At 70.3% G+C, this 26682-nt stretch carries 19 protein-coding genes; 16 read left to right on the top strand and 3 right to left on the bottom strand.

Going from position 1 to position 26682, the window contains the following annotated elements; genetic code table 11:
- The first annotated feature begins 5 nt into the window (after nucleotides 1–5).
- The 9 genes from carB to ACSU1G_RS09950 all read left to right on the top strand — a co-directional run bounded on the left by carB (nucleotide 6) and on the right by ACSU1G_RS09950 (nucleotide 12816).
- Entirely contained in the window at nucleotides 6–3326 is a 3321-nt protein-coding gene (gene carB / locus ACSU1G_RS09990) for a carbamoyl-phosphate synthase large subunit (protein ID WP_439279766.1), read from the top strand.
- On the top strand, nucleotides 3323–4255 hold the full coding sequence (gene pyrF, locus ACSU1G_RS09985; protein ID WP_439279765.1) for an orotidine-5'-phosphate decarboxylase: 933 nt from the start codon (nucleotides 3323–3325) through the stop codon (nucleotides 4253–4255). Before carB ends, pyrF begins: the two co-directional genes overlap by 4 nt.
- Before the next feature lie 133 nt (nucleotides 4256–4388).
- Nucleotides 4389–4703: an integration host factor, actinobacterial type gene (mihF, locus tag ACSU1G_RS09980; RefSeq protein WP_439279764.1), complete on the top strand. Its 315-nt coding sequence runs from the start codon at nucleotides 4389–4391 to the stop codon at nucleotides 4701–4703.
- A 148-nt stretch (nucleotides 4704–4851) separates the two neighbouring features.
- The gene (gene gmk, locus ACSU1G_RS09975; protein WP_439279956.1) at nucleotides 4852–5409 is read left to right on the top strand and encodes a guanylate kinase; all 558 of its coding nucleotides are present in this window, start codon (nucleotides 4852–4854) and stop codon (nucleotides 5407–5409) included.
- A 47-nt stretch (nucleotides 5410–5456) separates the two neighbouring features.
- Nucleotides 5457–5921, top strand: a complete 465-nt coding sequence (gene rpoZ / locus ACSU1G_RS09970; RefSeq protein ID WP_439279763.1) for a DNA-directed RNA polymerase subunit omega — start codon at nucleotides 5457–5459, stop codon at nucleotides 5919–5921.
- Nucleotides 5922–5978: 57 nt separating this feature from the next.
- Nucleotides 5979–7292 (top strand): bifunctional phosphopantothenoylcysteine decarboxylase/phosphopantothenate synthase, encoded by a 1314-nt coding sequence (locus tag ACSU1G_RS09965; protein ID WP_439279762.1) that lies wholly within the window; start codon nucleotides 5979–5981, stop codon nucleotides 7290–7292.
- A 20-nt stretch (nucleotides 7293–7312) separates the two neighbouring features.
- A complete protein-coding gene (gene metK / locus ACSU1G_RS09960) occupies nucleotides 7313–8554 on the top strand; it encodes a methionine adenosyltransferase (RefSeq protein ID WP_439279955.1) in 1242 nt (413 codons plus the stop codon).
- A gap of 11 nt (nucleotides 8555–8565) precedes the next feature.
- A complete protein-coding gene (locus tag ACSU1G_RS09955; protein WP_439279761.1) occupies nucleotides 8566–10770 on the top strand; it encodes a primosomal protein N' in 2205 nt (734 codons plus the stop codon).
- Between the two features lie 129 nt (nucleotides 10771–10899).
- Nucleotides 10900–12816 (top strand): DUF222 domain-containing protein, encoded by a 1917-nt coding sequence (locus ACSU1G_RS09950; RefSeq protein WP_439279760.1) that lies wholly within the window; start codon nucleotides 10900–10902, stop codon nucleotides 12814–12816.
- Between the two features lie 20 nt (nucleotides 12817–12836).
- Here ACSU1G_RS09950 and ACSU1G_RS09945 read toward each other — a convergent pair whose 3' ends face one another.
- Entirely contained in the window at nucleotides 12837–13964 is a 1128-nt protein-coding gene (locus ACSU1G_RS09945) for an alpha/beta fold hydrolase (RefSeq protein WP_439279759.1), read from the bottom strand.
- Between the two features lie 82 nt (nucleotides 13965–14046).
- On the opposite strand from ACSU1G_RS09945, the gene glpK reads away from it, so the two are divergent.
- The 6 genes from glpK to holA all read left to right on the top strand — a co-directional run bounded on the left by glpK (nucleotide 14047) and on the right by holA (nucleotide 23652).
- On the top strand, nucleotides 14047–15564 hold the full coding sequence (gene glpK / locus ACSU1G_RS09940) for a glycerol kinase GlpK (protein WP_439279758.1): 1518 nt from the start codon (nucleotides 14047–14049) through the stop codon (nucleotides 15562–15564).
- A 128-nt stretch (nucleotides 15565–15692) separates the two neighbouring features.
- The gene (gene leuS / locus ACSU1G_RS09935) at nucleotides 15693–18230 is read left to right on the top strand and encodes a leucine--tRNA ligase (protein WP_439279757.1); all 2538 of its coding nucleotides are present in this window, start codon (nucleotides 15693–15695) and stop codon (nucleotides 18228–18230) included.
- A 54-nt stretch (nucleotides 18231–18284) separates the two neighbouring features.
- On the top strand, nucleotides 18285–19259 hold the full coding sequence (locus tag ACSU1G_RS09930) for a DegV family protein (RefSeq protein WP_439279756.1): 975 nt from the start codon (nucleotides 18285–18287) through the stop codon (nucleotides 19257–19259).
- A 68-nt stretch (nucleotides 19260–19327) separates the two neighbouring features.
- Nucleotides 19328–20092: a helix-hairpin-helix domain-containing protein gene (locus ACSU1G_RS09925; protein WP_439279755.1), complete on the top strand. Its 765-nt coding sequence runs from the start codon at nucleotides 19328–19330 to the stop codon at nucleotides 20090–20092.
- A 13-nt stretch (nucleotides 20093–20105) separates the two neighbouring features.
- On the top strand, nucleotides 20106–22637 hold the full coding sequence (locus ACSU1G_RS09920; RefSeq protein WP_439279754.1) for a ComEC/Rec2 family competence protein: 2532 nt from the start codon (nucleotides 20106–20108) through the stop codon (nucleotides 22635–22637).
- A gap of 10 nt (nucleotides 22638–22647) precedes the next feature.
- Nucleotides 22648–23652 carry a DNA polymerase III subunit delta gene (gene holA, locus ACSU1G_RS09915; protein WP_439279753.1) on the top strand — a complete coding sequence of 335 codons (1005 nt, stop codon included), beginning with the start codon at nucleotides 22648–22650 and terminating at the stop codon, nucleotides 23650–23652.
- A gap of 79 nt (nucleotides 23653–23731) precedes the next feature.
- Here the strand turns inward: holA and rpsT are convergent, their stop codons facing one another.
- Nucleotides 23732–23998 (bottom strand): 30S ribosomal protein S20, encoded by a 267-nt coding sequence (gene rpsT, locus ACSU1G_RS09910; RefSeq protein WP_439279752.1) that lies wholly within the window; start codon nucleotides 23996–23998, stop codon nucleotides 23732–23734.
- Between the two features lie 139 nt (nucleotides 23999–24137).
- Nucleotides 24138–24704: a type II toxin-antitoxin system PemK/MazF family toxin gene (locus ACSU1G_RS09905; RefSeq protein ID WP_439279751.1), complete on the bottom strand. Its 567-nt coding sequence runs from the start codon at nucleotides 24702–24704 to the stop codon at nucleotides 24138–24140.
- 99 nt (nucleotides 24705–24803) lie between these two features.
- On the opposite strand from ACSU1G_RS09905, the gene lepA reads away from it, so the two are divergent.
- Nucleotides 24804–26678, top strand: a complete 1875-nt coding sequence (lepA, locus tag ACSU1G_RS09900; protein WP_439279954.1) for a translation elongation factor 4 — start codon at nucleotides 24804–24806, stop codon at nucleotides 26676–26678.
- Nucleotides 26679–26682 lie beyond the last annotated feature (4 nt).

Genomic DNA, 26682 nt, shown 5'->3' with positions numbered 1-26682 from the left:
CCACGATGCCCAAGCGCACCGATCTGAAGTCCGTCCTGGTCATCGGCTCCGGCCCGATCGTCATCGGCCAGGCCGCCGAGTTCGACTACTCCGGCACCCAGGCCATCCGGGTCCTCAAGGATGAGGGCCTGCGCGTCATCCTGGTCAACTCCAACCCGGCCACCATCATGACCGACCCCGAACTGGCGGATGCCACCTATGTGGAGCCGATCACCCCGGAGGTCGTCGAGAAGATCATCGCCGTTGAGCGCCCCGACGCCGTCCTGCCGACCCTCGGCGGCCAGACCGCCCTGAACACCGCCATCGCGCTGGACAAGAACGGGGTCTTGGAGAAGTACGACGTCGAACTGATCGGGGCCAACATCCAGGCCATCGAACTCGGGGAGGACCGCGAGAAGTTCAAGGGGGTCGTGGAGCGCTGTGGCGCCGAATCCGCGAACTCCGTGATCGTCCACTCCCTGGACGAGGCGTTCGCGGCCGCGGACACCCTCGGCTACCCCATGGTGGTCCGCCCGTCCTTCACCATGGGCGGGCTCGGCTCCGGCCTGGCCTACAACGAGGAGGACCTGCGCCGCATCGCCGGTGCCGGCATCCAGTACAGCCCGACCTCCGAGGTCCTGCTCGAGGAGTCGATCCTCGGCTGGAAGGAGTACGAGCTGGAGATGATGCGGGACCGCAACGACAACGTCGTGGTGATCTGCTCCATCGAGAACTTCGACCCGGTCGGGGTGCACACCGGCGACGCCATCACGGTGGCTCCGGCCATGACACTGACGGACCGCGAATACCAGAAGATGCGGGACATCTCGATCGCCATCATCCGCGAGGTCGGCGTGGACACGGGCGGCTGCAACATCCAGTTCGCCGTGGACCCGGCCACGGGGCGCATCATCGTGATCGAGATGAACCCGCGGGTGTCCCGGTCCTCCGCGCTGGCCTCCAAGGCCACCGGCTTCGCCATCGCCAAGATCGCCACCAAGGTGGCCCTCGGGTACACCCTGGACGAGATCCCGAACGACATCACGCAGAAGACCCCGGCCTCCTTCGAACCGGTCCTGGACTACGTGGTCGTCAAGGTCCCGCGGTTCGCCTTCGAGAAGTTCCCGGCCGCGGACCCCACGCTCACCACCACCATGAAGTCCGTGGGTGAGGCCATGGCGATCGGCCGCAACTTCACCGAGGCGCTGCAGAAGGCCCTGCGCTCCCTGGAGCAGCGGGGCGCCGAGCTGTCCTTCGAGATCCCGGACGCGGCCGAGGTCGCCACGCTGATCGAGCAGTCCAGGATCCCGACGACGGACCGCCTCTCCCAGGTGCAGCGCGCCCTGCTCGGCGGCGCGAGCATCGAGCAGCTGTTCGACGCCACCGCGATCGATCCCTGGTTCCTGGACCAGCTGATGCTCATCAACGAGGTCGCCACGGAGGTGACCGCCGCCACCGAGCTGGACGCCGCCGTGCTGCGCCACGCCAAGCGCCACGGCTTCTCGGATGAGCAGATCGGCCAGCTGCGGCACATGGACCCCGCTGTGGTCCGCGGGGTGCGCCACGCGCTGGGCATCCGCCCGGTGTACAAGACCGTGGACACCTGTGCCGCCGAGTTCGAGGCCTACACCCCGTACCGGTACTCCAGCTATGACCTCGAGGACGAGGTGACGGACCACGCCCAGCCCTCGGTCATCATCCTCGGTTCGGGGCCCAACCGGATCGGCCAGGGCATCGAGTTCGACTACTCCTGCGTGCACGCCTCGCTGGCGCTGCGGGCGGCCGGCTATGAGACCGTCATGGTCAACTGCAACCCGGAGACGGTCTCCACGGACTACGACATCTCGGACCGCCTCTACTTCGAGCCCCTGACCCTCGAGGACGTCCTCGAGGTCATCGCGGCGGAGGAGCGCTCGGGCGGCGTGCTCGGCGTCTTCGTCCAGCTCGGCGGCCAGACCCCGCTCAAGCTGGCCCAGCAGCTCTCGGACGCCGGTGTGCCGATCCTGGGCACCTCTCCGGAGGCGATCGACCTCGCCGAGCACCGCGGCGAGTTCGCCCGCGTGCTGGACGAGGCCGGGCTGGTCGCGCCGAAGAACGGCACCGCCGTCTCCTTCGCGGACGCCAAGCGGGTGGCGGATGAGATCGGCTACCCGGTCCTCGTCCGTCCCTCCTACGTCCTCGGCGGCCGCGGCATGGAGATCGTCTACGACGAGCAGTCCCTGGCCCGGTACATCGAGAACGCCACGGAGATCACGGCAGACCACCCGGTCCTCGTGGACCGCTTCCTCGAGGACGCCACCGAGATCGACGTGGACGCCCTCTACGACGGCACTGATCTGTACATCGGCGGCATCATGGAGCACATCGAGGAGGCCGGCATCCACTCCGGCGACTCGGCGTGCGCCCTGCCCCCGATCAACCTGGGACCGGACACGCTGGCCCGGGTCCGTGAGGCCACCCTGGGCATCGCGGCCGGTGTGGGCGTGCGCGGTCTGATCAACATCCAGTTCGCGCTGGCCTCGGATGTGCTCTACGTGATCGAGGCCAATCCCCGTGCCTCGCGCACGGTGCCCTTCGTGTCCAAGGCGACGGGCGTGCAGCTGGCCAAGGCGGCGGCCCTGATCGGCACCGGGACGTCCATTGCGGAGTTGCGGGCCGACGGCATGCTGCCCACCGGCCACGACGGCTCCACCCTGCCGCTGGACGCCCCCGTGGCCGTGAAGGAGGCCGTGCTGCCGTTCGCCCGGTTCCGCACCCCCCAAGGCCGTGTGGTGGATTCGCTGCTCGGCCCCGAGATGCGCTCCACGGGCGAGGTGATGGGGATCGACAAGTACTTCGACACCGCCTTCGCCAAGAGCCAGGCCGCCGCCAACAACCCCCTGCCGACCTCCGGCACCGTGTTCGTCTCCGTGGCGAACCGGGACAAGCGGGGGATCGTGATGCCCGTCAAGCGGCTGATCGATCTGGGCTTCAACATCGTCTCCACCGGCGGCACCGCCGAGGTGCTGCGCCGCAACGGGGTGCAGGCCGAGGTGATCGGCAAGATCGCGGACGCCGCAGATGACGGAGGGACCGGTACCGGCGGGACCATCCTCGACCGGCTCGAAGCCGGGGAGATCTCCCTCGTGCTGAACACGCCCTCCGGCGGGGAGTCCCGCGGGGACGGCTACGAGATCCGGGCCGCCGCCACCTCGATCGGGGTGCCGATGATCACCACCCTCGCCCTGTTCGGGGCCGCCATCCAGGCCATCGACGCCATGCGCGAGTATGAGTGGGACGTCACCTCCCTGCAGCAGCACGACGCGCGGTTGGCCGCTGCGATCGAACGGTCCGGGACCGCCTCGTGAGCAGCTCATCCGGAGCCGCCGTGCCCGTGCACGACGCCGGCCGGGTGCCCTTCGGTGCCCGGCTGGCGGCCGCGATGGACGCAGCCGGCCCGTTGTGCCTGGGGATCGATCCGCACCCGCAGCTGCTGGCGGACTGGGACCTCCCGGACACGCCCGTGGGTCTGGAGCGCTTCTCGCAGACCGCACTCGAGGCGGCCGTGGACACCGTGGCGGCCGTCAAGCCGCAGGTGGCGCTGTACGAACGCCACGGCTCTGCGGGGCTGGCCGTGCTGGAGCGGCTGCTCCGGCAGGCCCGCTATGCCGGGGTGCTGACCATCGCGGACGCCAAGCGGGGTGACATCGGGTCCACCATGGCCGGCTATGCCGAGGCGTGGTTGGCCGACGACTCGCCCCTGGCCTCCGATGCCGTGACGCTGAGCCCCTACCTCGGTTACGGCTCCTTGGCCCCGGCCGTCGACCTGGCCGAGGCCACCGGGCGCGGGGTCTTCATCCTGGCGCTGACCTCCAACCCGGAGGGCGCCGCGGTACAGCACGCCGGGGGAGTGGAGGGCTCGGTGGCGCGCTCCATCGCCGAGGCAGCTACCCGAGACAACGCCCGCGCCCTCGAGGGAGCCGCCGTGAGCGCTGTGGCCCCGGCAGCCCGAGCAGGCGGGGCGCGTCCGGCCCTGGGCCCGGTGGGGCTCGTGGTCGGCGCCACCGTGGCGGACCAGGCGGCCCGGCTGGGCCTGGACCTGGCGGGGGTGCGGGGTGCCCTGCTGGCCCCGGGATTCGGTGCACAAGGTGCCACCGCGGCGTCCATGCGGACCGGCTTCGGTGCCGCCTGGCCCTCCGTGCTGGCCACCTCCAGCCGGGCGATCCTGGCCCGCGGCCCCTCGGCCGCGGGACTGCGCGAGGGCATCCGGGGTGCCGTGGACGAGCTGACCGAATAGATGGTCACCGTTCGGTAAAGTTTGCGCACCAGGCCATGGACTGCAGACCTGAACGGGGTACATCGGGTACCTTACGTCCAAGTCACGGCGACGTTGCCGTGTCTGGCACACCCTAGTCCCCGAGGTGAAACAGATGGCACTGAAGGAATTGTCGGCCGCTGAACGGGAGGCGGCGCGCAGCAAGGCGCTGCAGGCCCGGACTGCGCGGGCCGAACTCAAGGACTCCTTCCGTTCGGGGAAGAGCAGCCTCGAACAGGTGTTCACGGCGGCCGACCAAGACGCCGCGATCGGCCGCATGCGCACGGTGGACCTCCTGCAGACGTTGCAGGGGGTGGGGGAGGTGCGGGCCGCCAAGATCATGGAGACCTGTGGCATATCTCCCAATCGGCGCCTCCGTGGCCTGGGCCGCAGGCAGCGGGAGGCACTCATCGCCTATATTGGCCGGTAGCCCGCCACCGGGCTGAACCGCCCAGCCAGGAGATCGTGTGACCTCAGCCGACAGACCCGCTGTTCCCGCTGTTCCGGCTGTCCCCGCAGCCCGCCCGGTCAGCCTCCGGCCCGAACACCAGGCCGCCTCGGCCGAGGGACGGCCGAGCATCACGGTGCTCGCGGGACCCACCGCCGTCGGGAAGGGCACCGTCTCCCGGTTCATCCGTGAGAACTACCCCCAGGTCTGGCTCTCCGTCTCGGCCACCACGCGCGGTCCGCGGCCCGGAGAGGTCGAGGGGGAGCACTACTTCTTCGTGGAGCCCGAGCACTTCGACGAATTGGTGACCCAGGACCAGATGCTGGAATGGGCGGTGGTGCACGGCGTCAACCGCTACGGCACCCGGCGGGACACGGTGCAGCGGGCCCTGGATGAGGGACAGCACGTGTTGCTGGAGATCGACCTGCAGGGGGCGCGCCAGGTCCGGGAGGCCTTGCCCGAGGCCACATTCGTCTTCCTCTCGCCACCTGACTGGGACGAATTGGTGCATCGGCTGGTCGGCCGGGGCACGGAATCCGAGCAGGAACAGCAGCGGCGGCTGGAAACGGCTAGACTGGAACTCGCTGCCGAGCCGGAATTCGACGCCGTGGTGGTCAATGACACCGTGGAACGCGCCGCGCAGGAGCTGGTCCGCATCATGGGATTGGACCCCCACGAGCGCCGATAGGACCGCCGGCAACCCGTAGACCATTCATCAGCAACCGTGGAGATCTTGTGACCGAACAGTACGAAGGCATCGTCAACCCACCCATCGACACCCTGCTGGAGAAAGTTGACTCCAAGTACGCCTTGGTGCTCTTCGCCGCGAAGCGAGCCCGCCAGATCAACGCCTACTACTCACAGCTCCACGAGGGCCTGTTCGAGTACGTCGGCCCGCTGGTGGACACCAAGCTCAACGAGAAGCCGCTGTCCATCTCCATGCGGGAGATCGAGGCGGACCTGTTGGTGGCCACCCCGATGACGGAGGAGCAGCTCGCCGCCGAGACCGAGGGTGACTTCGCCCCGTTCGAACTGGCCGGGTCGGCCGAGACGGACTTCTCCGACGACGCGTTCTCGGCCGAGGGCGTGGGTCTGGACTCCGCCGCAGAGATCACCGACTTCGTGGCGACCGGTGACACCGAGGTGGCCGAGGCTGCCGAATCCGCCGACGGCGGGACGGAAGAGGACCAGCAGGCCTGACCCACGGTCAGCTGCTGGGTTTCGGACTCCGGGGACAGGCCGACTAGGTTGGATCCCATGAGGATCGTTCTCGGAGTCACCGGCGGGATCGCCGCCTACAAATCCGCCCTGCTGCTGCGTCTGATGACGGAGGCGGGGCACCAGGTGGATGTGGTGCCCACGCCGGCCGCCCTGAACTTCGTGGGCCGGGCCACGTGGGAGGCACTCTCCGGCCGCCCCGTGCGGACGGACACCTTCGAGGCCGTGGAATCGGTCAACCACGTCCGGCTGGGACGCGAGGCGGAGCTCGTGGTGGTGGCCCCCGCCACCGCCGACTCCCTGGCCCGCACCGCCGCCGGGCTGGCGCCGGACCTGCTGGGCAATGTGCTGCTGACCGCCACCTGCCCGGTGCTGATGGTCCCGGCCATGCACACCGAGATGTGGCTGCACCCGGCCACCGTGGCCAACGTCCAGACCCTGCGGGAACGCGGAGTGAGCATCCTCGACCCGGATTCGGGACGGCTCACCGGCACGGATACCGGACCCGGCCGCTTCCCCGAGCCGGACCGCATCTGGGCCGAGGCACTGCGTCTCGCCGAAACCCATGGCCTCGCCGTGGCCGGACCCAGCCGACCTCGCGCTCAAGGCGCTGAAGGCACTGAAGACAGCGCCCAGACGGGCACCGGCCCGCTGACCGGACGCACCGTCGTCGTGACCGCCGGGGGAACACGCGAGGCCCTGGACCCCGTCCGTTACCTCGGCAACCGCTCCTCCGGCAAGCAGGGCGTGGCCGTGGCCGAGGCGGCCCTGGCCGCCGGCGCCACCGTGACGTTCATCGGCGGGGCCATGTCCGTGGAGCCCCCCGCCGGCGCCGAGGTGGTCCGGGTCGAGTCCACCCGGGAACTGCACGAGGCGGTCCTGACCCACGCGCCCGGTGCCGATGCGCTGGTGATGGCGGCCGCCGTCGCCGATTTCCGTCCGGCCCAGTACGCCGAGGCCAAGATCAAGAAGGCCGAGGACGGGTCCAATCCGGTGATCCACCTGGAGCGCACCCAGGACATCCTGGCGGACACCGTCAGCGCACGGACCGCCGGCGAACCGATGCCCGGGGTGATCGTGGGCTTCGGCGCCGAGACCGGTGACGGGACCACCTCGGTGCTGGAGTTCGGCGCCGCCAAGCTCGCCCGCAAGGGCTGCGAGATGCTCGTGGTGAACCAGGTGGGCCGGGACAAGGTCTTCGGCCAGGACACCACCGAGGTCACCATGCTGTTCGCGGACGGCCGCGACGCCGTGGCTGCGGCGGGGGACAAGCGGGACGTGGGGGCCGCCATCGTCACCGAACTGGCCGGACTGCTGGATCAGCAGGCGCGGCTGGATAGGATGGATCAGTGACTGACGCACAGAACGACGCCCTGCCGGAACCCGAAGACTACGAGTCCTACCGCGGGGTCGGCAGCGGTGCCCTCCGCCTGTTCACCTCCGAGTCCGTGACCAGCGGACACCCGGACAAGATCTGCGATCAGATCTCCGATGCCATCCTGGACGCGATCCTGGCGCAGGACCCCACCGCCAAGGTCGCCGTGGAGACCCTGACGACCACCGGCCTCGTCCAGGTGGCCGGCGAGGTCAACACCTCCGCCTATGTGGAGATCCCCCACATCGTCCGGGAGACCATCCTGGAGATCGGGTACAACTCCTCGGCCAACGGCTTCGACGGCGCCAACTGCGGCGTCAACGTCTCGATCGGCCAGCAGTCCTCGGACATCCATGCCGGGGTGCAGACCTCCCTGGAGTCCCGCGACGGCTCGGTCGACGACGTGGACCGCCAGGGCGCCGGCGACCAGGGCATCATGTTCGGCTACGCCTCGAACGAGACCCCCGCCTACATGCCCGCCCCCATCTTCCTGGCCCACCGCCTCTCCGAGCGGCTCACCACCGTCCGCAACCAGGAGGCCGGCCCCATGCCGTACCTGCTGCCGGACGGCAAGACCCAGGTCACCGTGGGCTACGGCGAGGACGGTCAGCCGAAGACCGTGGAGACCGTGGTGGTCTCCACCCAGCACCTGGACGTGGTCGCCCTGGACCAGCTGCGCGAGGACGTCATCGCGCACGTCATCCGCCCCGTCCTGGCCCACTCCGGCCTGGAGACCGGCGGGGCCACCTTCATCATCAACCCCGGCGGCAAGTTCGTGATCGGCGGGCCGGTGGGCGATGCCGGCCTCACCGGCCGCAAGATCATCGTGGACACCTACGGGGGCATGGCCCGCCACGGGGGTGGCGCCTTCTCCGGCAAGGACCCCTCCAAGGTGGACCGTTCGGCCGCGTATGCCATGCGCTGGGTCGCCAAGAACGTGGTGGCGGCCGGACTGGCCGAGCGGGCCGAGTTCCAGGTGGCCTACGCGATCGGCAAGGCGCGTCCCGTGGGGCTCTACGTGGACACCTTCGGCACCGGGACGGTGGATGAGGAGACCATCATCAAGGCCGTCAACCAGGTCTTCGACCTGCGCCCGCTGGCCATCATCCGGGACCTGAACCTGTTGCGCCCGATCTACCGCAAGACGGCCGCCCACGGGCACTTCGGCCGCGAGGACCCCGACTTCACGTGGGAGCGCCTGGACCGCGTGGACGCCCTGCGCGCCGCCGTGGGCCGGTAACGGATCGGTTGGTGACCGGAGAGCCCCTCTTCGACCTACCCGTCCCGCCACCGGTCATGGGGCTGCCGGAGGTGGCCGGCGGCTGGCCGGACGAGCCGGTGGCCCGGGTCCTGCTGGATTCGGGCGTGCCGCACCTGGACCGGGAGTTCGACTACCTCGTCCCGCGGGCCCTGGACGCCGACGCCCGCCCGGGCGTGCGGGTCAAGGTGCGCTTCGGCCACCAGGACGTGCTGGGATGGCTGATGTCCCGGGGGGCGGAACCCGCTACCGGCGCCAAGCTGCTGCCCCTGCGGGCCGTGGTCTCCCCGGAGACGGTGCTGACGCCGGAGGTACGGGACCTCGCCCGCGCCGTGGCAGCCCGATACGCCGGCACCGTGGCCGACGTGCTCCGGGTGGCCGTGCCGCCGCGCGTGGTCAAGGTGGAGAAGGCACTGAACGCTGAGGCCGAGTCGCCGGAGGCCACCGGCACCGGAGCTGGAACCGCCGCCACCATCGCCACAGAGCCGGCCGACGGGCCCGATCAGAAGGGTCGCTTCGACTGGACACGGCTGCACGGTGCCGAGGCGTTCTTCGAACAGGTGGCCGCCGGTGAAGGGCCGCGCGCCGCGCTGACCGTGCCGAGCGCGCACGGAGGCTGGGATGCGGCCGCCCTGCTCGCCGACGCCGCCGCACGGACCGCCGAAGCCGGCCGGGCCGCCGTCGTGGTGGTCCCCGACCAGCGGGACCTGGACCGGTTGTGCCGGGCCCTGGACGCCCGGGTGGGCACCGCGGGCTATGCCCGCCTGACCGCCGACGACGGCCCCACCCCTCGGTACCGCGCGTTCCTGCAGCTGCGCCGCGGCCTGCGAAAGATCGCGGTGGGCACGCGATCGGCGATCTGGGCCCCCGTGGAGCATCCCGGCCTGGTGGCCGTCTGGAACGACGACGACTCGCTGCATGCCGAGCAACGCTCGCCGTACCAGCATGTGCGGGACGTGGCCCTGCTGCGCTCCGAGCTGGCCGGCGCCGGCCTGCTGCTGGCCTCGACGACGCGCACCCCCGAGGTGCAGCGGATGGTCGAGTCGGGATGGCTGGGCGAGTTCGGGGTGGACCGTACCACGATCCATGCGGCCACCCCGCGGGTGGTCTCCACCGCCGATTCGTGGGAGACCGAGCGTGACCCCCTGCTGGCCCGGGCCCGGCTGCCCCAGGCGGCGTGGAAGACCGCCCGTGAAGGCCTGGAGGGACGGCACGGGGATCCCGGCCCGGTGCTGGTCCAGGTGGGCCGCAGCGGTTTCATCCCCGCGTTGACCTGCCTCGACTGCGGCACGCCGGCCCGCTGCCGGCACTGCACCGGGCCACTGGGCTTCCCCGACCGCACGGCCTCGGCCCGCCACGAGACCGCCTGCCGGTGGTGCGGGCGGCGGGAGCGCGAGTACGCCTGCCCGGAATGTGAGTCACCGCGACTGCGGGCCGGCTCGAGGGGTGTGGACCGGACCGCCGAGGAGCTCGGTCGGGCCTTCCCGAACACGCCCGTGCTGTCCTCCTCGGGGGACCACATGCTGTCCACCGTGGACGGCACACCGGCCCTGGTGGTGGCCACCATCGGCGCGGAGCCGGTGGCCGAGGGGGGTTACGCGGCGGCCCTGCTGCTGGACGGCGACTCGCAGTTGCTGCGTGAGGGGTTGAGGACACCGGGCCAGGTGTTGGCCCGGTGGTTCGCCGCCGCGGCCCTGGTGCGGCCCCGTGACCACGGCGGCGTGGTGGTGGTGACGGCTTCCCAGGAGGACGTGGTGGGGGCGCTGGTCCGCATGGATCCGTCCGGGTACGCCTCCCGCCAGCTGGCCGAGCGTCGCGAACTGCACCTGCCGCCCGCGGTCCGCATGGCCGAGGTCTCCGGGCCGCTCGACGCCGTGGTGTCCTTCATCGACCTGGTGGAGCTCCCGGGAGGGGCCCAGGAATTGCCGTGGATCGGTCCGGTGCCCGTGGAGACGTCGACGGGTGGAGCTGCGGGCGGTGCGGGGGCTGGTGCCGGTGCAAGTGGCTCGAACGGTGCGGGTGGCCCGGGTGGTCTGGGTGGTGCGGCGGACCCGCCGCGGCACCGGGCGCTGCTGTTCTTCCCCTATGGCGCCGCCCGGACCGTGGTCGAGGCCTTGCGGGCCGCGCGGTCCGCCGCCAGCGCCCGACGACTGACGGAACCGGTGCGCGTCCGGATCGACCCGGTCGACCTGCCCTAGCCGCCCTCTCCCTCAGATCTCGTCTCCCACCAGGTCCTGCCGCTACGTCCGACAAGCCTCTTCATGGAGTATCCACAGGCCGGTGTTGGGGTCTTTACGGCGTCCGGAGCCCTGCGTAGAGTAGTACACATGTTCGAAGATGGGGTGCGGGCGGTGCGGAACGCGGTCGTGGCCGGCGGAGAAATAGCGCCGGCCGCCGCGGTGTTCCCCGCGACGTGTGATCCTGCCTCCACAGCCCCTGCGATCGGCGTTTCTGCCGGCCCTGCCACCCCTGCCGCCTCCATTGACCCCGCCGCCTCCATTGACCCTGCGGCCACCATGACTGCCATCCCTGATGTCTCCGTTCCTCCGTCCGCTATCCCTGCCGATGTGGCGGAGGTGCTGTCCTGCGTGTCGAAGCTGGCGGCCCTGCCGGCGCCGATCTCGGAGGTCGCGGCGGTGGACCTGATCCGCGCTCTGGAGGAGCTCAAGGCGGCGTGTGCGGCGGCGCAGGCCCGGACCACAGTAGTCCTGCATGGGTTGAGGACCGCGGCTGAGGCGGAGCAGGGAGTGCCCCGCAGGGAGCGTGGCCGCGGGCTGGCTGCGGAGGTGGCCCTGGCCCGCCGGGAGTCACCGAACACCGGATCCAGGGATCTGGGCCTGGCCCGGGCCCTGTGTGAGGAGATGCCGCACACCCTGGCCGCCCTGACGCGTGGGGCCATCTCCGAGTGGAAGGCCACCATCATGTGCCGGGAGACCGCGTGGCTCTCGGTGGAGGACCGCCGGGAGGTGGACGAAGTCATGGCGGACCAGCTCGAGGAGCTGGGGGTCAAGAGGCTGGCCGGCGTGGCCCGGGCCCACGCTCAACGGCTGGACCAGGCCTCCGCCGTGGAACAGATGAACCGGTCTGAGCGCGAACGCCGGGTCTCGGTGCGACCGGCCCCCGGCGGCATGGCCTACCTGACGGCACTGCTCCCGATGGCTCAGGCCGTCGGCTGTCTCGGTCGATTGAAGAAGTCCGCGGCCACCACCGTCGGCACGGGGGACACGGCACAGCGGACCCAGGACCAGATCATGGCCGACCTCCTCGTGGAACGCATCACCGGACAGGACCGTGCCGAGGATGTGCCAGTAGAGATCCATCTGGTCATGACGGACCGGTCGCTCTGGGGTTCCACCGAGTCCGGCGGGTCCGGCCAAGACGGGTTCGGTGAGAACACATCGGACGGAGACCAATCGGATCAGAACCAATCGCACCAGAACCAATCGCACCAGAACCAATCGCACCAGAACCAGTCGGACCCGGACCAGTCGGGAGAGTCCGAGACACCGGCGTGGTTGGTGGGACACGGCCCCCTGCCGGCAGAGGTGGCCCGGAAGGTCATCACGGATTCGGAGGCGGAGGTCTTCCTCCGCCGGCTGTACACGGAACCGACGTCCGGACAGCTCGTGGCCATGGATTCGAAGCGCCGCACCTTCAGCGGAGCCCTGCGCCAAATGATCTTGGTGCGGGATGACACCTGCCGCACCCCCTACTGCGATGCTCCGGTCAAGCACGTCGACCACGTCACCCCGTACCGGGATGGCGGGGCCACCAGCGCCTCGAACGCCTCCGGGCTGTGTGCCCGCTGCAACTACTCCAAGGAGAACCCGGCGTGGTCCCATGCCTCGGACGGTGACCGGTTGGCGGTCACCACGCCCACGGGCCACCGATACGCCGTCCGGACTGGGCCGCTCGTGGCGGGAGCGCCGCCGGGGCCCCGGATCGGTCGTCCGACCATGCCCTCAGACGTCCCGCCTGACACGCTGTCTGACACCCCGCGAGCAGGCGTGCCGCCAACGGACGTGCCACCAACAGACGTGCCACCAGGCCTGCTGCCGGACGCCGCATGGCTTGGCTCGCCGCGGAGCTCGCAGCACCATCCCGTGCTCGGCGAGGTGACCTTCCGGCCGGCCAACAGCATCCTCGAGCAGGGCATGATCCAGTTGTTGATGGCTGCTGCAGTGACGCGCCGTGCATCCGCCCGTGCATCCGACCACGCCTCACAGCCAGTCGCTGACACCTGACAGTCAGCCGGCCACCGGGGTCAGCCAGCCGTCGGTGACGGCGCCCGCTCGTTCCTGAAGGCGCGGATCAACTCGGCCGCCTCCGGTGCCCGCTCATAGTGGATGAGATGACCGACGTCGTCGAGGATGTCCAGCTGGACGCCGGGGGATACCCGCCCGATGCGTCGGGCCAGTTTGCGCTGGCCACGCACCGAGCCCAGCTCGTCGTCGGCACCGACCACGAGGAGGACGGGCAGGCGCAACTGTTCGGCCACGTCCAGCACAGATCCGGTGGTGGAGGCACGGTAGGCCTCCACGAGCACGGTGCGGTGATCAAAGGAGGAGAAGTAGTTCTGGTGCTGGTCATGCAGGTACGCCAGGGTGTTGCGGTCGGTGGTCTTCGCCATGACGGTTCCGGTGAGCCAGACGACCGCCGGCGAGGACAGCACCGCATGACCGAGCCGGCCGGGCAGGGCCGCCGAGACCTCGTAGTATCCGGCGGCGATCCTGGACATCAACACCTTGGCGGTCGAGTCGTCAGCGGCCAGGGCCGGCTCGCAGATCGCGTTGAGCAGGACCAACCCGTCCCACCGCTCCGGCGCCTGAATGGCCAGGTGGGAGGCGATCACGGATCCGAAGGAATGACCCAACAGGGTGGGCCGGGGTTGGTGGTCCGCGGGGCTCGGCGCCGCGCGTCGTCCGTGCCGGCCGGGGCCGCCGGACACCACGGTGGGAATCAGTCCCAACGCCTCGACGGCGCTGCCCATGGCCGTGGCGTAGTGGGCCACGGTGTGCTCGGCATCGGGGAAGGCAGGCGAGTCACCGAAGCCCGGCAGCTCGGGGAGGAAGATCTCCTTGCCGGGAAGGCAGTCGGCCAACAGTGCCAGGCCGTGGTGGTCCCCGCGGAATCCGTGGACGGCCACGATCGGCGCGCGGGCCGCTGCATCACCGCGCGCGTAGTGCCAGACGGCCAAGGGGGTGGCGCGTCCCGAGACGGGATCCGGAATCTCGATCATGAGCCGCTCCGGGGTCCGGGCGGGGAATCCGGTGATGATGGCGGTGTCCCGTGGCGCCGGGGGAACAAACAGTCGATCGCGCCAGCGGATCGGCAGCGACCGGGGGACTGCTCGAGAAACTCGGGAAACTGGGGGAGTCGGGGAGGTACTCACTCCCACAGGCTAACCATCTCGGCGCCGGAGTGTGGAGAGACACCGGAGTGTGGAGAGACCGGAGTGTGGATAGGCTTCCCGCATGAAAGCAGTCATCAGCATCGACCAGGGCACCACCTCGACCCGGGTGGTGGTGATGACGCAGGACGGACGGCTGGCCGGCAGCGCCCAACGGGAGCACCGCCAGTACTTCCCCCAGCCCGGCTGGGTGGAGCATGACCCACTGGAGATCTGGGAGAACACCCGCGAACTCTCCGGCCTGGCCCTGACCCGGGCCCGGATGAGGCCCAGTGATGTGGCCGGCGTCGGGATCACGAACCAGCGGGAGACCACGGTCCTGTGGGACGCGGTCACGGGACGGCCGGTGCACCGGGCCATCGTCTGGCAGGATGCGCGTGCGGACGAGCTGATGGACCGGCTCAAGGCTGACGGGCACGAGGATGCCGTCCGGGCCAGGACGGGACTGCCCCTGGCCTCCTACTTCTCCGCCGGCAAGATCAACTGGATGCTCGAGAACGTCCCCGAGGCCCGCGAGTTGGCCCGCAGCGGGCGCCTGCGCGCCGGCACCATGGACAGCTGGCTGTTGTGGAACCTGACCGGAGGCCCGGACGGCGGCATCCACGCCACGGACGTGACCAATGCCTCGCGCACGCTGCTGATGGACCTGGAGACCCTGGACTGGGATGACGACCTGGCCAAGCTCTTCGGCATCGATCCCGACCTGGCGGCGGGCATGCTGCCCAGGATCCATCCCTCCGTGGGGGAGTTCGGCACGATCGTCGGCGCGGAGCCGTTGAGCGGCCTGCCGGTGTGCGGCATCCTCGGGGACCAGCAGGCGGCCACCTTCGGGCAGGCCGCCTTCAACCGCGGGGACGTGAAGAACACGTACGGCACGGGGTGCTTCCTCCTGCAGAACATCGGCACCATGCCGGAGATCTCGGACCACGGCCTCGTGACCACGGTGGCCTACCAGGTGGAGGACGGCCCGGCCTACTACGCACTGGAGGGATCGGTGGCCGTGGCCGGATCGCTCGTCCAGTGGCTGCGGGACAACCTCGGCATCATCCGGTCCTCGGAGGAGGTGGAGGCGCTCGCCGGCTCGGTGCAGGACAACGGCGGGGTCTACTTCGTCCCGGCCTTCTCCGGGCTGTACGCCCCGTACTGGCGGCCGGACGCCCGGGGACTGATCGCCGGACTCACCGGCTATGCCACCGCCGGACACATCGCGCGGGCCGCACTGGAGGCCACCGCCTACCAGTCGCGGGACGTGCTGGAGGCGGTCGTGGCGGACGCCGGCCAGCGGCCTGAGCAGCTGCGCGTGGACGGCGGCATGACCGTCAACGATGAGCTCATGCAGTTCCAGGCGGACATCCTCGGGCTACCCGTGGTGCGGCCGGAACTCGTGGAGACCACGGCCGTCGGGGCAGCGCACGCAGCGGGGCTGGCCTCCGGGGTCTGGCGGGACCTGGAGGAGGTGGCCGGACTGTGGCGCGAGGGGAAACGCTGGGAGCCGGCCATGTCCACCCGGGACCGGGACCGGCTGTTGGGCCGTTGGGACCAGGCCATCCAGCGGTCCCTGGGGTGGGCGGACCAGGACTGATTCCGGGGGGCCCGGCCCACCGGAGTACGATGGACAGGCGCGCCGAGCGCCCGGGCGACCGGGCCGGCGTCGCCGTTCATTAACACCCATGCCATACATCCGCAACGCACCCCAAGGACAGGACCTCCGTGAGCCAGCCAGCACCAGGTACTCCACAGCCCGACGAGACCGAGGAGTACTCGTTCGCGGCGCTGGAGGGCCGCTGGGGAGGCTACTGGGAGCAGCACAGCACCTTTGCCCCGCTCGATGACGGCTCCGCCGAGCGCCGCTACGTCCTGGACATGTTCCCGTATCCCTCGGGGGATCTGCACATGGGCCACGCAGAGGCCTTTGCCATGGGGGACGTGGTGGCCCGCTACTGGATGCAGCAGGGCTATGACGTCATGCACCCCATCGGCTGGGACTCCTTCGGGTTGCCCGCCGAGAACGCCGCGATCAAGCGCAATGCGCATCCGGCGGAGTGGACCTACAAGAACATCGACACGCAGAAGGCCTCCTTCCAGCGTTACGCGATCTCCGCAGACTGGTCCCGCGAACTGCACACCTCCGATCCGGAGTACTACCGCTGGACCCAGTGGCTGTTCCAGCAGTTCCATGCCAGAGGCCTGGCCTATCGCAAGGATTCGCCGGTCAATTGGTGTCCCCAGGACCAGACCGTGCTGGCCAACGAGCAGGTCGTCAACGGCGCCTGTGAGCGCTGCGGCACCCTGGTCACCAAGAAGTCCCTGAACCAGTGGTACTTCAAGATCACCGACTACGCGGACCGACTCCTCCAGGACATGGCCGAGCTCGAGGGCCAGTGGCCCGAGCGCGTGCTGGCCATGCAACGCAACTGGATCGGCCGCTCCGAGGGCGCCCACGTCGACTTCCACGTCGAGGCCACCGGGGACCGGCCCGGCCAGGACCTCACGGTCTTCACCACCCGCCCGGACACCCTGTACGGGTCCACGTTCATGGTGGTCGCCGCCGACGCCGAGCTGGCCCTGGACCTGGTGGACCCGGCGCACCGTGAGGTCCTGGAGAGCTACCGCGAGGCCCTGAAGAACGTCTCGGAGATCGAGCGCCAGGCCACGGACCGCCCCAAGAGCGGCGTCTTCCTCGGCCGCTACGCCGTGAACCCGCTCAACGGGGAGAAGCTGCCGCTCTGGGCCTCCGACTACGTGCTGGCGGACTACGGCACCGGCGCCATCATGGCCGTACCGGCCCACGACCAGCGTGACCTGGATTTCGCCCGCGCCATGGACCTGCCCGTACGCTCCGTGCTGGACACGGGCGAGGAGGACCCCGCCCTCTCCGGCGTGGCCACCACCGGGGACGGCACCCTCATCAACTCCGGCGGCCAGGAGGTGCTGGACGGGCTGGGCAAGACCGAGGCCATCACCCGCGCCATCGAGATCCTGGACGAGCGTGGCACCGGCCGCGGCACCGTCAACTACCGGCTGCGTGACTGGCTGCTGTCCCGCCAGCGGTTCTGGGGCGCGCCCATCCCGATCGTGCACTGCCCGGACTGCGGCGAGGTCCCCGTACCCGAGGACCAGCTGCCCGTGCTGCTGCCGCAGGACGTGGCCGGCGAGCAGCTCGCGCCGAAGGGACAGTCACCGCTGGCGAGCATCGAGTCCTGGGTCAACACCAGCTGCCCGGGCTGCGGGGGAGCGGCACTGCGGGACACGGACACCATGGACACCTTCGTGGACTCGTCCTGGTACTTCATGCGCTTCGCCTCACCGAACGACGACGACCAGGTCTTCGACCGTGCCGCGGTGGACCGGTGGCTGCCGGTGGACCAGTACGTGGGCGGCGTGGAGCACGCCATCCTGCACCTGCTCTACTCGCGCTTCTTCACCAAGGCCCTGTATGACATGGACCTGATCTCCTTCACCGAGCCCTTCAAGGCGCTGCTCAACCAGGGGCAGGTGCTCAACGGCGGCAAGGCCATGTCCAAGTCCCTGGGCAACGGCGTGGACCTCGGTGAGCAGCTGGACACCTTCGGGGTGGACGCCGTCCGGCTGACCATGATCTTCGCCTCCCCACCCGAGGACGACGTGGACTGGGCGGACGTCTCGCCCGGCGGCTCGGCCAAGTTCCTGGCCCGCGCCTGGCGGCTCGCCCAGGACGTCGAGGCCTCCGGGGCCGCACCCGGGACGGATCCCACCGGCGGCGACCTCACGCTGCGCCGGTTGACACACCGCACCGTGGCGGATGCCGCCCGGTTGCTGGACGAGCACAAGTTCAATGTGGTGGTGGCCCGCACCATGGAGCTGGTCAACGGCATCCGCAAGACGATCGATGCCGGCGTGGCAGGAGCCGAGGGGTCCGGGGCCGGGGACCCCGCCGTGCGCGAGGCCGTGGAGGCCGTGGCCATCCTGCTCAGCCTGTTCGCGCCGTACACGGCCGAGGACATGTGGGCCAAGCTCGGCCATGAGCCCTCGGTGGCCCGGGCCGGCTGGCCCGACGTGGACCAGGCGCTGCTGGTGCAGGACACCACCACCGCCGTGGTTCAGGTCAAGGGCAAGGTCCGGGACCGTCTCGAGGTGCCCACGGACATCTCCGCCGCGGACCTTGAGGAGCTCGCCCTGGCCTCGGAAGCCGTGCAGCGCTCCATCGACGGCGCGCCGGTCCGCAAGGTGATCGTGCGCGAGCCCAAGCTCGTCAACATCGTCGTCTGAGGGGCACCGAGCTGAGCTGACACCGAGCCCAGGTACCACCGGAGAGGAGTGAGCATGGCCGATCTGGCCACATGGCAGGAGGCCATGCTCGCGTACATCCGGCAGGTGCGCAGTACCCAGCCGGGCTGGGTCCGTTTCGGTCTGCCGCCCTCCCGCAAGGGCCGCACCGCGATCGTCACCGATTCCTCGGCGTCCATCCCGGCCCAGGTGGTGGCGCATCCGCTGGCCAAAGGACTGCGCCAGGTGCCCATGCCGGTGATGCTGGGCCAGCAGATCCACACCGAGGGCACCCCCGAGCTGATGCGTGAGCTGCCCCTGGCCCTGGCCGCCGGCACCTCCGTGAAGACCTCGAGGCCGGCGCCCGGTTCCTTCAGCGCCGTCTACCAGGAGCTGGCCGAGTCAGGTTTTGAGCAGATCATCTCGATCCACATCTCCGGCCAGCTCTCCGGGACGGTGGAGGCCGCCCGGCTCGCCGGCAGGGAGGCCCTCATCCCGGTGACCGTGGTGGACTCCCACACCACGGGGTTCACTTTGGGCACCGTGGTGCTGGACGCCGTGATCGCCGCCGGGTTCGGCACGCCCGCGGACCAGGTCCTCGCCCGGGTCGACGAGGGAAGCCAAGAAGCCGAGGTCTTCTTCACGGTCCCGAACCTGGACCAGCTGCGCCGCGGCGGCCGGATCGGCACCATGGCCGGCCTGCTCGGCACCCTGCTCAATGTGAAGCCCGTGCTGACCCTGGAGGACGGCGTCGTCTCCCTCGTGGACCGGCCCCGCACCACGGCCCGTGCCACGGAACGGCTGGTCGAGCTGGCCGAGGAGGCGGTGCAGGGCGCTGGGGGGCGGAAGGAGCGCCTCGCCATCCACGGATTCGGCAACGAGGCCGCCGCCCACGAGCTGGCCTGGCGGCTGCAGCACCTCTCCGCCCTGCCCATCCCCGTGATCCCCCTGCCGGCCGTGCTGGCCGCGCACCTGGGACTGGGGGCGCTGGGCGTCACCTTGAACCCGGTTCCTCCACAGCGGCCCGAGTAACGGCGCGCCGCCCCCACCGGACGGGGGCGCCCCTGCCGCCGCAGCCGGGGTGAGGTCAGGGTGGGGGCATGGGACGCCACCGTTACGCTGCCGAGGTCGCTGAGGCCACTGCGGCCACAGAGGGACCAGACCCGGATGACTGGGAGGAACCACCTCCGACCGCGCCGTTGTGGCGCGCCCGGATCGTCACCTCGGCCGTCCTGCTGCTGGCCGTGGTGGCCGGGACCTGGTGGGCCGTCGGGTGGCTGACCTCGCCGGCCGGTCCCACCGGATCCGGCGCGCCGGTGGCGGCTTCGGTGGGGCCAGCGGCGCCCGGGGAGGAGACGGGACCGGAGCCGGACACTCCGGTGCCCGACGCCGGCCCCACCAGTGCCGCTGAGACCGTCACCGTCCATGTGGCCGGGGAGGTCGCGGAGCCCGGGCTTGTGGAACTGCCCGCCGGCGCCCGTGTGCAGGACGCGTTGCAGGCGGCCGGCGGTCCGACCCGGGACGCCGTGGTGGAGCTGCTGAACCTGGCCGCGCCGGCCGTGGACGGCAGCCAGATCCTGGTTCCCGGGCCGGAAAGCGCGAACAGAGCGGCCAGCGGCGAGGGCGGGGCCGCTGCGGAAGCTCCCGCTGTGGCCGGCGGGGCGTCGGGGCCCGGCGGCGTCAACGTCAACACCGCCGACTCGGCCGCCCTGGAACAACTCCCGGGAATCGGCCCCGCGCTGGCCGGCCGGATCATCGACCATCGAGAGCAGGTCGGGCCCTTCGGCTCGTTGGAGGACCTGGATGCCGTCTCGGGTATCGGGCCCGCCATGATGGAGCGGTTGGACGGCCTGGTCTCCTGGTGAGGGTCGGCTCCTGGTGAGGGTCCACGCTGGCGGGCGGGTGCCGGCGCCGGTCGATCTGCGGTTGGTGCCGGCGGTGGTGCTCTCGCTGGCCGCGTGTCTCGCGGTGCCCGTGCTGCCGTACGGGGTGGCACTGGGCTTGCCGTGGTGGTTGCTCGCCGGGGCGGTGGTCTCCACGGTGGTGCTGGTGTGGGCGGCCCGTGGTGGGCGGTCCGGCTCCGGCACGCTGGCCACGGTGGCGGCGGTGGCCGCCTTGACCGCGTGTGCCTGTTGGATCGCCGCTGTGGCTGCGCTGGCGGCCGCCGGCGAGAGGGCTCCGGTCCGCGAGTCCGGGTGGGAGGCGGCCGTCGCGGCCGAGCGGCCGGTGCGGGTCTCCGGGGAGGCCGCCGGCGCCGCGACCCTGCGGGCAGGTCCTTGGGGGGAGTCATGGCATCTGACGGTGACGGTGTGGGCGTTCGGCCATCCCCTCACGGAGGTTCCCGGGGGTGACCGGATCGTGGTGTCCGGAGGGGAGGCCTGGGACGGGGTGGCGGAAGGCTCCAGCCTCTGTTTCGTGGCGACACCGGAGGCCGAGGGCTCCACCGTCTTCGCCCGCGCGTCCACCGGCCCCGGTGCGGACACCGAGGCCGGTGCCTGCGATGTGGCAGGACCCGGGAGGATCGATGGCCAGGCCGCTGCGTCCGGTGGGGCGACCGGCCGGGACGTGGTCCGCGCGGCGGTGCGGCAGGCGGCCGCGGGCTCGGTCGGGACGGCCCCGCAGCTACTACCCGGTCTGGTCCTGGGTGATCGCTCCGTGCAGGACCCCGCCCTGGACGAAGCGATGAAGACCTCCGGGTTGAGCCATCTTTCGGCCGTGAGCGGGGCGAATTGCACCTTGATCGCCGGCGCCGTGACCATGGCGTTGCGGTCCTTCCGGGTCCGCCGCCCGGTAGTGCTCGGCGCGGTGCTGGGGGTGCTGATCCTCTTCGTGATCATCGTCGGGCTCGAACCCTCCGTGATCCGGGCCGCCGTCATGGGCGCCTTGGGTGCCTGGGCCGTGTTCTTCGGCCGGGGGCGCCAGGCGCTGCCGCTGCTGTGTCTGGCGGCCTGCGTGTTGTTGTGCTGGCAGCCAGGGCTCGCCGGCGAGAAGGCGTTCCAGCTCTCCCTGGCGGCCACCGCCGGGATCGTCCTCGCGGCTCGTCCGGCAGAGCAATGGCTCACTGCCGTGCTGAGCCGCTGGCTCTCCGGCCCCGTGGCCGGAATCCTCGGAGCCGCCCTGGCCGTGAGTACCACCGCGCAGATCGCCTGCCAGCCCCTCCTCGTCGGGATGACCGGCGAGCTCAGCGCCTACGCGGTCCCGGCCAACCTGATCGCGGCTCCACTGGTGCCGTTCGTGACCGTGCCCGGCACGGTGGCCGCGGTCCTGGCCGTGTCCTGGCCGGGGCTGGCCGCCGTGCTGTTCTGGGTGATCGGCTGGCCGGCCGCGGGCATCGGGTGGATCGCCACCACAGTGTCCCGTTGGCCCGGCGCCCTCCACGCCTGGCCCGAGGGGGCCCTGGGCGGGGTGCTGGTGGCGGTGCACCTCGCGGCGGCCCTGGCCCTGCTGTGGCTGGTGATGCGCTGGGAGCGGTCACGGCCGGCCCGGGTCAGAGTCCTCGGCCCTCACGGCAGGCCGCCGAACCGACCGCCACGACAGACCCGCTGGATGCTGGCCGCCGCCTGGACCATCGTCTGCGCGGCCGCCGGAAGCCAGCTCGGCCTGGTGATCACCCCGCCCACGGGGACACTTCCGGACGACTGGTCCCTGGCCGCCTGTGACGTGGGTCAGGGCGACATGGTGGTCCTGCGCACGGGGGACCGGTCCGGGATGGTGGTGGACACCGGTCCGGATCCGGCCGCGGCACGGGCCTGCCTGGAGGTCCTCGGGGTGCAACGCGTGGATCTGCTCGTCCTCTCCCACCTGCACCAGGACCACGCCGGCGGCACCGAGACGATCCTCGAGTGCTGCCAGCCCGCGGCGATCCTGTTCTCCTCCGGAGGGCCGGGCGGCGCGCCAGCGGGGGCCCTGCAGCCCGCGGCAGGTGACACGGGAACGGCGGGTGACCGGCCGACGTCGGGCTGGCAGGTGGACTGGGCCGTACTGGCGGCCGACGCGAAGGCGGCCAACGAGAACGACGCCTCGGTGCAGATGCTGGCCACCGTCCGGACGTCCCAGGGCAGCTACACCGTGTTGCTGACGGGGGACATGGAGGCGGAGGCCAGCGGCGCGTTGCTGGCCGAGGGGCGGTTCCCGGACTCGGTGGACGTGCTGAAGGTGGCCCATCACGGTGCTCGGAACGGAGGCAACGAGATGATCCGCGCGGTGGACCCCGCGCTGTCCGTGGTGCAGGTGGGCCGGGACAACAGCTACGGACATCCCCACCCTTCCGTGATGGCCGAGCTGGAACGGCACGGCCCGGTGATCCGCACGGACCAGCACGGCACCACCGTCCTGTCCCTCCGCGACGGGCAGCTGGTGCCGACCCTCACCGGCTCCCGTGCGCCCGAGTCCACGGGGCAGGGCGGATAGGATGGTCCGCATGCCCGCACCGAGCCGAAGCCGCCGAACCACGAGCTCTGGAGCCGACTGGCGCACCGTGACACCCGCCCCGTTGATGCTGATGAAAGGCCCCGAGGACTTCATCGCCGCCCGGGTCATGGACCGGGTCCGTTCGGCCCTGCGGGCACAGGACCCCGATCTGGAGACCCACCGTCTCGACGCCGCGACCTACGAGGGCGGGCAACTCTCGGTGTTCGCCAGCCCGTCCCTGTTCGGCGAGGCCAAGATCCTCCAGGTGGACGGCCTGCAGGAGATGAATGAGGCGTTCCTGGCGGACTGCCTGGACTACGTGCACTCCCCGGCAGAGGACGTCACCCTGTTGCTGCGCCACTCCGGCGGCAACCGCGGCAAGAAGCTGTTGGACGCGGTGACCGCCGCGGGGGTGCTCGTGGAATGCCAGCCCATCAAGTCCGATGCCGAGAAGTCCGAATTCGTGCAGGGGGAGTTCCGTTCCCGCCGCCGGTCGATCGACCCCGAGGCCGTGCGGTCCCTGCTGGATGCCACCGGCGGATCCCTGACCGATCTGGCCGCGGCGTGCCAGCAGCTGGCCGAGGACACGGAGGGTACCGTCACGAGCCAGATCGTGGACCGGTATTACGGCGGTCGTGTGGAGGCCACCGCCTTCCGGGTGGCCGACGCCGCGATCGAGGGCCGGGCCGGTCAGGCCACCGCGCTGCTGCGCCACGCGCTGGCCACCGGCGTGTCCGCCCCCGCCATCACGGGCGCTCTGGCCATGAAGACCCGGCAGATCGCGCGGATCGTGGACGCCCGGATCGGCCAGGGACAGATCGCCGGTGTGCTGGGGATGGCCCCGTGGCAGGCCAAACGGGTGGCGGAGACCGTCCGCTTCTGGAATCCGGCGTCCATCGCCGCGGCCATCGAATGGGTGGCCCAGGCGGACGCCGAGGCCAAAGGCCTGGCCAAGGACGCCGACTACGCGGTGGAACGGGCAGTCACCCGGATCGCCCTGGCCGCCCGGCGCTGACTGCGGCGCTCCGCCGAGACCGGTGTTAAACGACGAGGCCCCCGTCCATCAGGACGGGGGCCTCGGTCACGAGTCGGGCTCAGGCCTCGATCTTGTGGGTGCGCTTGGCGATGCCGGACTTGCGGTTGGCAGCCTGGTTCTTGTGGATGATGCCCTTGCCGGCGGCCTTGTCCAGCTTCTTGCTGGCCACGGACACGGCGGAGGTGACGGCAGCCTGATCGCCGGCGGCGACGGCCTTGTCCACGGCGCGGATGGCGGTACGCAGCTCGGACTTCACCGCGTTGTTGCGCAGGCGCGCCTTCTCGTTGGTGAGGTTGCGCTTCTTCTGGGACTTGATGTTAGCCAAGGAATGGTCTTTCTGTTGTCTTCTGACGTGGTCGGTGAGGGGTAATCCCGGATCCGGCGACTGAGCGGCGTGGGGATACCTAGGTAAGCCGTTCCGGGAGTGCCCGTCGACCTGCGCGGACACACAGCTGGATAGTCTATCACGACCAGCCGTTGCGTTCCCGTAGCCCGGTGGACACGGCCTCGAAGGTCCGCTCGTCCACCACGCCGCCCTCACGGCGGACGTCCCGGGGATTGATCTGCAGGATGCGGTCCAGCTTAACCTCGGAGGGGCGGCCCTTCGAATCCCACACGCCGGAGCCGATGTCGATGTAGTCAGGATCATGGCTCACCTGGTTGGTGCGGTCACGGCTGGTCAGCTGAGCCGCCAGCAGGTACCCGCCGCCACGGCCCACCACCAGGACGGGGCGGTCCTTGCCCCGCCCATCGAGTTCCTCGAACGGGACCCAGGTCCACACCACCTCCCCGGGCCCGGCCTCGGGGCCGGCGACGGGGGAGTACTGGACCTGCGCGGTGCCGTGGAAGTCTCCCGGGTAGTCGGTGACCTGGGCGCCCGAGGGTGCGCGGCCGGCGTCGTGCTTCTGTGGAGGGGTGGACGGCGACGAGGTGGACGGCGAAGAGGACGAGGGGGACTTCCGCCGGACCTGGCGGGCCACGCGGATCACCCGGCGGCCCACGGACCACAACTGGTTGAGGTTCAATGCCATGCCCACAACCTAGCAACCGCGGAAGCAGGGGTCCGTGACAAAGCATGGAAGAATAAGTCACCAATCACCTCCTCCCGTACCAGTCGAAGGAAGATGCCTGTGTCGCCCATGGCGAGCCACGCGCCGGTGCCCGCCGCCACCGATCCCGCGATCATCAGGAATTTCTGCATCATCGCGCACATTGACCACGGCAAGTCCACCCTGGCGGACCGCATGCTGCAGTCCACCGGCGTGGTCCAACCGCGGGACATGAAGGCCCAGTACCTGGACCGGATGGACATCGAGCGCGAACGCGGCATCACCATCAAATCCCAGGCCGTGCGCATGCCGTGGGCCGTCACGGACGCCGATGGCACCATCACGGACTTCGCCCTGAACATGATCGACACCCCCGGGCACGTCGACTTCACCTACGAGGTGTCCCGTTCCCTCGCCGCCTGTGAGGGGGCCATCCTGCTCGTGGACGCGGCCCAGGGCATCGAGGCGCAGACCCTGGCCAACCTCTACCTGGCCATGGAGAACGACCTCACCATCATCCCGGTGCTGAACAAGATCGACCTGCCCTCGGCGGACCCGGAGCGGTACGCCGCCGAGATCGCCGGCCTGATCGGCGTGGACCCGGACAGCGTGCTCCGGGTCTCCGGCAAGACCGGTGTGGGCGTGGAGGACCTGCTGGACCGCGTGGTGCAGGAGATCCCCGCCCCCCAGGGATCGGTGGAGGCCCCGGCGCGCGCCATGATCTTCGACTCCGTCTATGACACCTACCGCGGCGTGGTCACCTACGTCCGGGTGGTGGACGGCCGGTTGTCACCGCGGGAGAAGATCCGCATGATGTCCACCGGCGCCACCCATGAGTTGCTGGAGATCGGCGTGTCCTCCCCGGAGCCCAAGCCCACCCAGGGCCTGTCCGTAGGCGAGGTGGGCTACCTGATCACCGGTGTGAAGGACGTCCGCCAGTCCAAGGTCGGTGACACCGTCACGGGCGCCATGAATCCTGCGGCAGAACGGATCGGCGGGTACGAGGACCCCAAGCCCATGGTCTTCTCCGGGCTGTATCCGATCGACGGCTCGGACTACCCGGTGCTGCGTGATGCCCTGGACAAGCTCAAGCTCAACGACGCGGCGCTCGTCTACGAACCGGAGACCTCCGTGGCGCTCGGCTTCGGCTTCCGCGTCGGTTTCCTCGGCCTGCTGCACCTGGAGATCATCCGCGAACGCCTCGAGCGCGAGTTCAACCTGGACCTGATCTCGACCGCCCCGAACGTGGTCTACGAGGTCACCAAGGAGGACAAGACGGTCGTCACCGTGACGAACCCGTCCGAATTCCCCGAGGGTAAGATCCAGGAGGTCCGTGAGCCCATGGCCTCGGCCACCATCATCGTGCCCAGCGAGTTCATCGGCTCGGTCATGGAGCTGTGCCAGGGCAAGCGCGGCCAGCTCAACGGCATGGACTACCTCTCCGAGGAACGCGTGGAGATCCGCTACTGGATCCCGCTCGCCGAGATCGTGTTCGACTTCTTCGACCTGCTCAAATCCCGCACCAAGGGCTACGCCTCCCTGGACTGGAAGGCGGACCGGGACCAGGTCGCCGACCTGGTCAAGGTGGACATCCTGCTGCAGGGCGAGACGGTGGACGCGTTCAGCTCCATCACCCACAAGGACAGCGCCTACGCGTACGGCGTGATGATGACGGGCAAGCTCAAGGAGCTCATCCCGCGCCAGCAGTACGAGGTGCCGATCCAGGCGGCCATCGGCTCGCGCATCATCGCCCGCGAGAACATCCGGGCCATCCGCAAGGATGTGCTCTCCAAGTGCTACGGCGGCGACATCTCCCGTAAGCGCAAGCTGCTGGAGAAGCAGAAGGAGGGCAAGAAGCGCATGAAGATGGTCGGCCGGGTCGAGGTGCCCCAGGAGGCCTTCATCGCCGCACTGTCCTCGGACGGGGCCGGTTCAGAGACCGGCGCCAAGAAGTAGTCCG

This window comes from Microbacterium sp. A93 (assembly GCF_051842835.1).
This window is presented reverse-complemented; position numbering and strand designations above follow the sequence as displayed.

Coding starts and splice junctions, on each gene's coding strand:
- ACSU1G_RS09905 (WP_439279751.1), bottom strand. CDS start 24,704: ATGGCATTGAACCTCAACCAGTTGTGGTCCGTGGGCCGCCGGGTGATC.
- mihF (WP_439279764.1), top strand. CDS start 4,389: ATGGCACTGAAGGAATTGTCGGCCGCTGAACGGGAGGCGGCGCGCAGC.
- holA (WP_439279753.1), top strand. CDS start 22,648: ATGCCCGCACCGAGCCGAAGCCGCCGAACCACGAGCTCTGGAGCCGAC.
- ACSU1G_RS09950 (WP_439279760.1), top strand. CDS start 10,900: ATGTTCGAAGATGGGGTGCGGGCGGTGCGGAACGCGGTCGTGGCCGGC.
- carB (WP_439279766.1), top strand. CDS start 6: ATGCCCAAGCGCACCGATCTGAAGTCCGTCCTGGTCATCGGCTCCGGC.
- ACSU1G_RS09965 (WP_439279762.1), top strand. CDS start 5,979: ATGAGGATCGTTCTCGGAGTCACCGGCGGGATCGCCGCCTACAAATCC.
- ACSU1G_RS09930 (WP_439279756.1), top strand. CDS start 18,285: ATGGCCGATCTGGCCACATGGCAGGAGGCCATGCTCGCGTACATCCGG.
- ACSU1G_RS09925 (WP_439279755.1), top strand. CDS start 19,328: ATGGGACGCCACCGTTACGCTGCCGAGGTCGCTGAGGCCACTGCGGCC.
- glpK (WP_439279758.1), top strand. CDS start 14,047: ATGAAAGCAGTCATCAGCATCGACCAGGGCACCACCTCGACCCGGGTG.